This window comes from Cyanobacteria bacterium FACHB-DQ100, from assembly GCA_014695195.1.
GTDB lineage: Bacteria > Cyanobacteriota > Cyanobacteriia > Leptolyngbyales > Leptolyngbyaceae > Leptolyngbya.
The window spans coordinates 162,807-170,130 of the sequence record JACJNW010000026.1 but is presented as its reverse complement, the minus strand read 5'-3'; the positions used below and the strand labels follow the sequence as shown (position 1 = coordinate 170,130).

The following is a 7,324-nucleotide window of genomic DNA, read 5'->3' as shown; positions in this document are numbered from 1 at the left end:
CAAATATGATTTTGCTTGCCTTTGCGTTTTCCATTCTTGCGAATATGAGTGGATTGGCATTCAGGGCACTGCATTGAGAGTCACCTTAATTCATCTCTCCATTAGGCAACGCCCAGGAGAAAAACCAGGGAGCTAATAACGCTAGCGCATGAACGACTGCAAAAAAACAAACGCTTACCCAATTAAACTCAAACGGCTGAGTGTTCTTAGGGTTAGCGTCAACGATGTTGGAAGTCATGAAAATTCCATTGAATACACTTTCACTTTAGGTAGACATTTTGCTGTTGATGTCTGTCTACAGTGGTGAGTGCTTATATTGCCTAGAGAGAACTTACGGTTACTACTCCAACCCTATTGCATGATCCGGATTGCCAAGTCTGATAGCTATCAAACTAATGCTTAGAGTTGGCGATCGCAAGGGCTATTCCTGCTCTTTTTGGATTCATGCAACAAAGCTTCGTTAATTTGACAATGCCGAGTTTACTTGATCAAATACAAAACGTTTCGCAGAACACTAAAGCCTGCTAAGTCCCACAATAGATAAGCAGCAAATCCAATCATCGCCAAACGTCCATTCCAGAGTTCCGCTTGGGGATTGAAGCCGAAAAGAAAAGCATTGCGATCGACACCATTGTATTCGGTGGCAACAGGAGGTAAGTTAGTCGCTTTGTTCGATTGCATTGTTACACTTCTTAATGAACTCCTATCTCTCACAGTACAGCTAGTGTTCCGATTGGCTCTGTACCTTTAGAGGCATTTCTGAATGTTGTGCTTGAAGTCGCGATCTCACTAGACCGATAAAGTCCTGGTTTCTCTGTTGCCCCGCGTGATCGTTGAACTCTTTAAAGCTGTGTTAGGCTGAAGGCTGAAGCGATATTTTTGATTGTTGTAATTTCTTATTTTTCTGTAAGTGTTGCTCCGAACCTAAATCTCTCTACATTGTTGTGATTCTGGAGCTTTTTTATGTCGATCTATGTTGGCAATCTTTCTTACGAAGTGATGCAAGACAATCTCAGCGAAATCTTTGCTGAGCATGGAACGGTCAAGCGAGTTCAATTACCGACTGATCGGGAGACTGGACGGGTTCGAGGCTTTGCGTTTGTTGAAATGGCGACTGAGGCAGAAGAGGAAGCCGCGATCGAAGCGCTCAATGGAGCAGAGTGGATGGGGCGCGATTTGACCGTCAATAAAGCGAAACCGCGTGAAGAGAAAGGTTCTTCGGGTGGATATTCCCGACGCTAATTTGGGTTCAGCAAGAATTTAGCACCATTCCTAAAGTCTTACAGACAAATCTATAACGTCTACCTTTCGCGATCGCTGATCCTATTTTGCGATTTTGCGATCGTCGGTTTTTACTTATCTTGGAAAACAAATGAATACCAAAGAAATTCTGAGTCGGTATGCGGTGGGACAACGAGATTTCCGAAATCTGAACCTAATTGCAGTCAATTTCAGAAATGTAAATCTTGCAGGTATCAATCTCAGTGGGGCGAATTTAACTAAGGCAAACCTGACTCAGGCTAACTTAAGTTACGCCAATCTTACAGGTGCAATTTTGACTGGGGCGACGTTAACCGAAACGAAGTTTACTAGAGCAAACCTCACGGGGGCTAATTTAAGCGACACCAACTTAGGTGAAGCCAATTTGAGCCAAACCCATCTCAAAGGGGCAATCTTACCCACCGGAACTAATCCTCGTACACTCTCAAATCGTCTTAAAGCACCACAGGTTCAAAAACTGACGGTCTAGAAACGCGCATTCTTAGTAACCTGCATTACCCAAGAGACTTAATCCTGTGTTTGATAAATTTACAGAGAGAACTATCAAAGTTGTGAATGCGGCGCAAGGTGAAGCCCGTCGTCTTGAACATAACTATGTTGGCACAGAGCAGCTTTTACTCGGTTTAATTGCGACTCGACCGAGCATTGCTGCACAAGTGTTGGCTGATCTAGATGTCACTTTGGAGGAAGCACAAGAGCAGGTGCAGGCAGTGATTGGTCGAGGGACTGGATTGTCGCGTGCTGAGATACCTTTTACTCCCCGCAGTCGGCGTGTCTTAGAACAGTCCTTACAGGAGGCAGAGCGACTAGGGTATGGTCGAGTAGAGCCAGAACACTTGTTGCTTGCGATCGTGCAAGATGATGCAGGACTAGCCACTCAGATTTTAGAACGATTGGGTGTGGAGCGGACTGAGGTTCGGATTAATGTGCTGCAAGCCATCTCTGAAGCGAAGCCAATTCTACAAGGTAACAGTTCCGGTCGCAAGACTACGCCGATTTTGAATGAGTTCGGCGCGAACTTGACTGAACTAGCGGCGTTGGGAAAGCTTGATCCGGTGATCGGTCGGACTCAGGAAGTAGAACGGATGATTCAGATTCTGGGTCGCCGTACGAAGAACAATCCGATTTTGATTGGCGAACCGGGTGTCGGAAAGACTGCTTTAGCAGAGGGATTGGCGCAGCGCATTGTCGATCGAGATGTGCCCGAATCGCTCCAGGATCAGCAAGTTCTAACATTGAATATCGGGACATTGCTAGCGGGAACGAAGTATCGAGGTGAATTTGAGGAACGCCTCAAAACCATCATGAAGGAAGTTCGCGCATCAGGAAACATCATTTTAGTAATCGATGAAGTTCACACCCTGCTAGGGTCAGGTTCTACTCAAGGGTCGCTTGATGCTGCGAATATTCTGAAACCTGCTCTGGCGCGAGGCGAACTCCGCTGTATCGGAGCGACGACACTCGATGAATATCGTCAGTATTTTGAGCAAGATGCGGCACTTGAGCGGCGATTTCAACCTGTGATGATTGATGAACCCAGTGTTGAAGAGACAATTTTGATCCTACAGGGGTTACGCAGTCGCTACGAGCAGCACCATCAATTAGAAATTTCGGATTTGGCGCTAGAAGCGGCGGCGAAACTTGCCGATCGATACATTCCTGATCGATTGCTTCCAGATAAAGCGATCGATTTAATCGATGAAGCGGGATCTCGCGCTCGAATTCTTCATGGCAAACAATTCACACTCGATAAAAGCTTGAGTGCAAGATTCAAACAGATTTTGCTCACTAAAGCCAGCGCGATCGCACAACAGAACTTTACACGCGCTGGTGAAGTGCGATCAAGCGAACTGACATTGCAAGCAGAGGTTCAAACTGAGACTCCAGCCTTTGGCTCCCCAATTGTGGTGAATGAGGTCGATATTGCACAGATCGTTTCAGCTTGGACGGGTGTTCCGGTGAACAAAGTCACCGAAGCAGAGTCAGAACAGTTGATGCAGATGGAAGAGGTTTTACATCAACGACTGATTGGACAAGAGGAAGCGGTAAATGCGGTTGCTCGCGCCACTCGACGGGCAAGAGTGGGATTGAGCAATCCGAACCGCCCGATCGCCTCGTTTATTTTCTCAGGCCCAACGGGAGTTGGCAAAACCGAATTAGTCAAAGCATTAGCCGCCTGCTTTTTTGGCTCTGAATCAGCAATGATTCGATTGGATATGTCTGAATTTATGGAGCGCCATACTGTTTCTAAGCTGATTGGTTCTCCACCTGGATATGTGGGTTACAGCGAAGGCGGACAGTTAACGGAAGCAGTTCGACGTAAGCCTTACACGGTTGTTCTATTTGACGAAATCGAAAAAGCGCATCCTGATGTGTTTAATTTACTGTTGCAAATTCTAGAAGATGGTCGCCTCACCGATGCAAAAGGGCGGGTCGTGAACTTTAAGAATACTTTGCTCGTGATGACCTCGAATGTTGGCTCTAAGGTGATTCAGAAAGGGGGTGGCGGGCTCGGCTTTGAACTATCAACGAATGTTCCAGAAGCCTCTTATCAACGCACTGTAACGTTAGTCAATGAAGAATTGAAGCAGTACTTTCGTCCAGAATTTTTGAATCGGTTAGATGACATCATTGTGTTCCGACAATTGACACACGACGAAATCAAACAAATTGCGAATCTCTTACTGAATGAATTCTCAGACCGTTTATTAGAACAGGGCATCAAACTGGAAGTCAGCGATCGCGTTAAAGATCGCCTCGTCGAAGCAGGCTATCACCCAGAGCAAGGCGCACGTCCGTTGCGACGAGCCATCACTCGTCTCCTCGAAGATAGTTTGGCTGAGGCAATTCTCTCTGGTCGAGTCAAGCCTGGTGATTCTGTAAAAGTTGATTTAGATGAGCAGGGGCAGCTCAAGATTGTTTAAAGAATTCAGCCGATCGAACGAGATAGTAACGAAATCAAACATCTAATGTTTCTAGGAGGGTACGCTTTGAGTTTTAATAAAACTCTTTTGCTTTATGGTCAAACGTTCACTTCAGGCATCGCCAACTGGCATTCAACAGGCTAAACGTGCATTTGCAATCAAAGGCTGGACGCAGGAAAACTTGGCGGGAGAAGTGAACTTAAAGACCCGTCAACCCATCTGGCGCTTTTTCACCGGGCAACCTGTCGATCGCCAGATCTTCCTGGAAGTTTGTTCGATTTTAGATTTGGATTGGCGCGAGATTGCGCTTGATCCACCTGTAGATTTTCCAGCACCGGGCGGACGAACAAAAGCAGCCCCTGTAGATGTGGATAGTCTGGTACAGCAAGTGCGATCGCAGCATCGAGACACGATTCAAAATCAGTGCGGCATCCTGCAATTACTGGATATCAACCGTCCCATTAGCATTGATGACATCTATGTGGATGTCAATATTCTAGAAGAAGTTGCCAGCCAACAATGGTTCGAGATCGCTGAACTCCAGAACTTAGAACCAACTGAGTTCGATCGCGTGGGCTTGGGAGCCGTTGAGCAAAAGCAAATCCCAGGAATGCAGGCAGTCGAAAACTATTCAAAGCTGAGAGTGCTAGGGAAGCCGGGAGTCGGGAAAACTACTTTTCTGCAACATCTAGCTATTCAATGCAATCGGGGAGAATTTGCTGCCGATCGAGTGCCGCTCTTTATGGTGACGAGAGAGTTTGCAGAAGAATCGAGAAACAGCGGCAATTTTAGCCTTTTTAATTATATTTGCGCTTGCTTTGTTCCTTCTGGCATTTCAGACTCCGCAGTGATTGAAACATTGCTGCAATCGGGTCGAGTTTTACTGTTAATGGATGGTATCGATGAACTGCTGAATCAGGACAGTGCATCAGTTCTACGAGAAATTCGCCAATTCTCAGACAAGTATCATCGCAATCAATTTGTTGTCTCCTGTCGGACAGCGGCTCAAAAGCTGCAACTTCGAGGCTTCACCGATGTTGAGATTGCACCGTTCACCCAAGCGCAAATTACAGCATTCGCGCAGAAGTGGTTCGCCGTATTCAGCAGAACAATGCCGCGATTAGCGCAGAGCGCAACTCCGAAGGAACCGCAGCAAAATCAGTCTGTTGAGTTTATGCAGAAACTAGACTTACCGGAGAACTGGCAGTTTCGCCAACTGGTTGTGACTCCTTTGTTTCTGCATCTCGCCTGCTGGGTGTTTCATGGTCAAGACAAATTTCCAACCAAGCGGACTGAATTTTACAAGCAGGGACTCGATCTGCTGCTGGGAAAGTGGGATGAAGCCAGAGGAGTCGAACGCGATGATGCTTACCGAGGTTTTTTATTACCCCAGAAGCTCAGATTACTGAGTCAATTAGCTGCCGTCACTTTTGAACAAGGACAATATTTTTTTGAACAACGTATCATTGAACAGTACATCGGAGACTATCTACGAAACTTACCGGATGCGTCGTTAGAACCTGAAGAACTGCAACTTGAAAGCGAAGCGATACTAAAAGCGATCGAGGCACAGCACGGACTCTTAATCGAACGGGCACGAGGCATTTTTTCATTCTCCTACTTGGCGTTCCAAGAATATTTCACAGCTCGAAAAATCGTCGCGAGTCATAATCTACGAGCATTAGAGCAAGCATTAGGAGGATTGGTGAGTCACATTACCGATCCCCACTGGCGCGAAGTGTTCTTGCTAACAGCTGCAATGTTGCGAAGTGCGGATTCACTCGTGCAGTTGATGAAACAACAAATTGATGCGCTAGTGGCTCAAGACCCTTATCTACAAGATTTTCTAGTGTGGGTCAGCCAAAAATCTCAAACAATCCCAATCGAACCAAAAGTTGCCACCACTCGCGCATTTTACCTTGCGCTTGCCCAAGCCCCACACGCAGCAGCACAGTTCGCCTTAGCCAGCACTCTAGATCAGGGAATATTTTTAGATGCGGCATTAGAGAACTTGCTGCTGGAGTTTGCCACCGACCAGAGCCAGGATTTTGCTTATATTAATGCGTGTAGTGAAGCGCTCAACAACATTCTGGCGATGGTTCTGGATGCTGGATTCTACAAATCTCTGCAACAGTTAAGAGATCAGTTGCCCGCTCCAAGCCAAAACCGAGAACGGCTTCAGGACTGGTGGCAGACAAACTATCCGGCTTGGATAGCACAGTTACGCAGTACGATCGCGCATTATCGCAACATTCAGCATTCCTGGCAGTTTAGCCCTGAGCAACAGCAAGTCCTACAACGGTACTACGATGCCAACCAACTCCTGATTGATTGCTTGAATAGCAACTGTGAAGTCACAACTGCAATTCGACAAGAGATTGAGGCAACGTTGCTTTTACCTCAGAAAGAGTTAGAAGATCGAGAATGGCAAGGGGAATAAATTGTACCGAAATCAAACAGTACATACATGAAATCAAACATCACTGTGTCAAGGTGGGGGTAAAAGAAAAGGAATTTAACCATGAGTGTGATTCAGAAATTGATCGTGAATGCAGATGCAGAGTGCCGCTATCTTACGCCGGGAGAAATGGAGCAGATCAAAGGCTTTATGATGAGCAGCGATCGCCGATTACGATTGGTCAAAACTTTAACCGAAAGCCGCGATCGCATTGTTAAACAAGCCGCGAGTCAATTGTTTCAGCGTCGTCCCAATTTAGTCTCTCCTGGTGGCAACGCTTATGGCGAGGAAATGACCGCAACCTGTCTGCGAGATATGGATTACTACCTGCGCTTAATCACTTACAGCGTTGCGGCTGGAGAAGCGACCCCGCTTGAGGACATTGGATTGATTGGAGTACGCCAGATGTACAATTCCCTCGGTACACCGCTTGAGGGCGTTGCTGAGAGCGTTCGTGCTATGAAAGCAATGACGACTTCCCTCATGTCATCAGAAGAAGCAAGGGAAGTCGGTGCTTATTTTGACTACTTGATTGCTGGACTATTGTGATTTAGGCTTTCATCCGCCCTTTGGTAGAGGTTTAGGTAACGATTTGTTTCGTAATCCATCAATTCAACTGAAAAGTCAAGCATCACCCATTTAGAAATGTCTTGAAAGCGAT

Annotated in this window: 8 protein-coding genes; 5 read left to right on the top strand and 3 right to left on the bottom strand. The window is 46.4% G+C overall.

What is annotated here, in order from left to right; translation table 11 throughout:
• From H6F51_11130 to H6F51_11120, 3 genes are all read right to left on the bottom strand, one after another.
• On the bottom strand, positions 1-74 hold a 74-nt coding region (locus tag H6F51_11130; GenBank protein ID MBD1823031.1), incomplete at its 3' end, for an IS1 family transposase.
• An 11-nt stretch (positions 75-85) separates the two neighbouring features.
• On the bottom strand, positions 86-238 hold the full coding sequence (locus H6F51_11125; GenBank protein MBD1823030.1) for a hypothetical protein: 153 nt from the start codon (positions 236-238) through the stop codon (positions 86-88).
• A gap of 242 nt (positions 239-480) precedes the next feature.
• Positions 481-681, bottom strand: a complete 201-nt coding sequence (locus H6F51_11120) for a high light inducible protein (protein MBD1823029.1) — start codon at positions 679-681, stop codon at positions 481-483.
• A 282-nt stretch (positions 682-963) separates the two neighbouring features.
• Here H6F51_11120 and H6F51_11115 point away from each other — a divergent pair, with 282 nt between their 5' ends.
• The 5 genes from H6F51_11115 (at position 964) to H6F51_11095 (ending at position 7,212) form a co-directional block, all read left to right on the top strand.
• Positions 964-1,242 carry an RNA-binding protein gene (locus H6F51_11115; GenBank protein ID MBD1823028.1) on the top strand — a complete coding sequence of 93 codons (279 nt, stop codon included), beginning with the start codon at positions 964-966 and terminating at the stop codon, positions 1,240-1,242.
• Positions 1,243-1,372: 130 nt separating this feature from the next.
• Entirely contained in the window at positions 1,373-1,750 is a 378-nt protein-coding gene (locus H6F51_11110) for a pentapeptide repeat-containing protein (protein MBD1823027.1), read from the top strand.
• Positions 1,751-1,796: 46 nt separating this feature from the next.
• The gene (locus H6F51_11105) at positions 1,797-4,205 is read left to right on the top strand and encodes an ATP-dependent Clp protease ATP-binding subunit (GenBank protein MBD1823026.1); all 2,409 of its coding nucleotides are present in this window, start codon (positions 1,797-1,799) and stop codon (positions 4,203-4,205) included.
• Positions 4,206-4,299: 94 nt separating this feature from the next.
• Positions 4,300-6,645 (top strand): NACHT domain-containing NTPase, encoded by a 2,346-nt coding sequence (locus H6F51_11100; GenBank protein MBD1823025.1) that lies wholly within the window; start codon positions 4,300-4,302, stop codon positions 6,643-6,645.
• Between the two features lie 81 nt (positions 6,646-6,726).
• Positions 6,727-7,212: an allophycocyanin gene (locus H6F51_11095; protein ID MBD1823024.1), complete on the top strand. Its 486-nt coding sequence runs from the start codon at positions 6,727-6,729 to the stop codon at positions 7,210-7,212.
• Positions 7,213-7,324 lie beyond the last annotated feature (112 nt).

Coding starts and splice junctions, on each gene's coding strand:
- H6F51_11125 (MBD1823030.1), bottom strand. CDS start 238: ATGACTTCCAACATCGTTGACGCTAACCCTAAGAACACTCAGCCGTTT.
- H6F51_11120 (MBD1823029.1), bottom strand. CDS start 681: ATGCAATCGAACAAAGCGACTAACTTACCTCCTGTTGCCACCGAATAC.
- H6F51_11115 (MBD1823028.1), top strand. CDS start 964: ATGTCGATCTATGTTGGCAATCTTTCTTACGAAGTGATGCAAGACAAT.
- H6F51_11110 (MBD1823027.1), top strand. CDS start 1,373: ATGAATACCAAAGAAATTCTGAGTCGGTATGCGGTGGGACAACGAGAT.
- H6F51_11100 (MBD1823025.1), top strand. CDS start 4,300: ATGGTCAAACGTTCACTTCAGGCATCGCCAACTGGCATTCAACAGGCT.
- H6F51_11095 (MBD1823024.1), top strand. CDS start 6,727: ATGAGTGTGATTCAGAAATTGATCGTGAATGCAGATGCAGAGTGCCGC.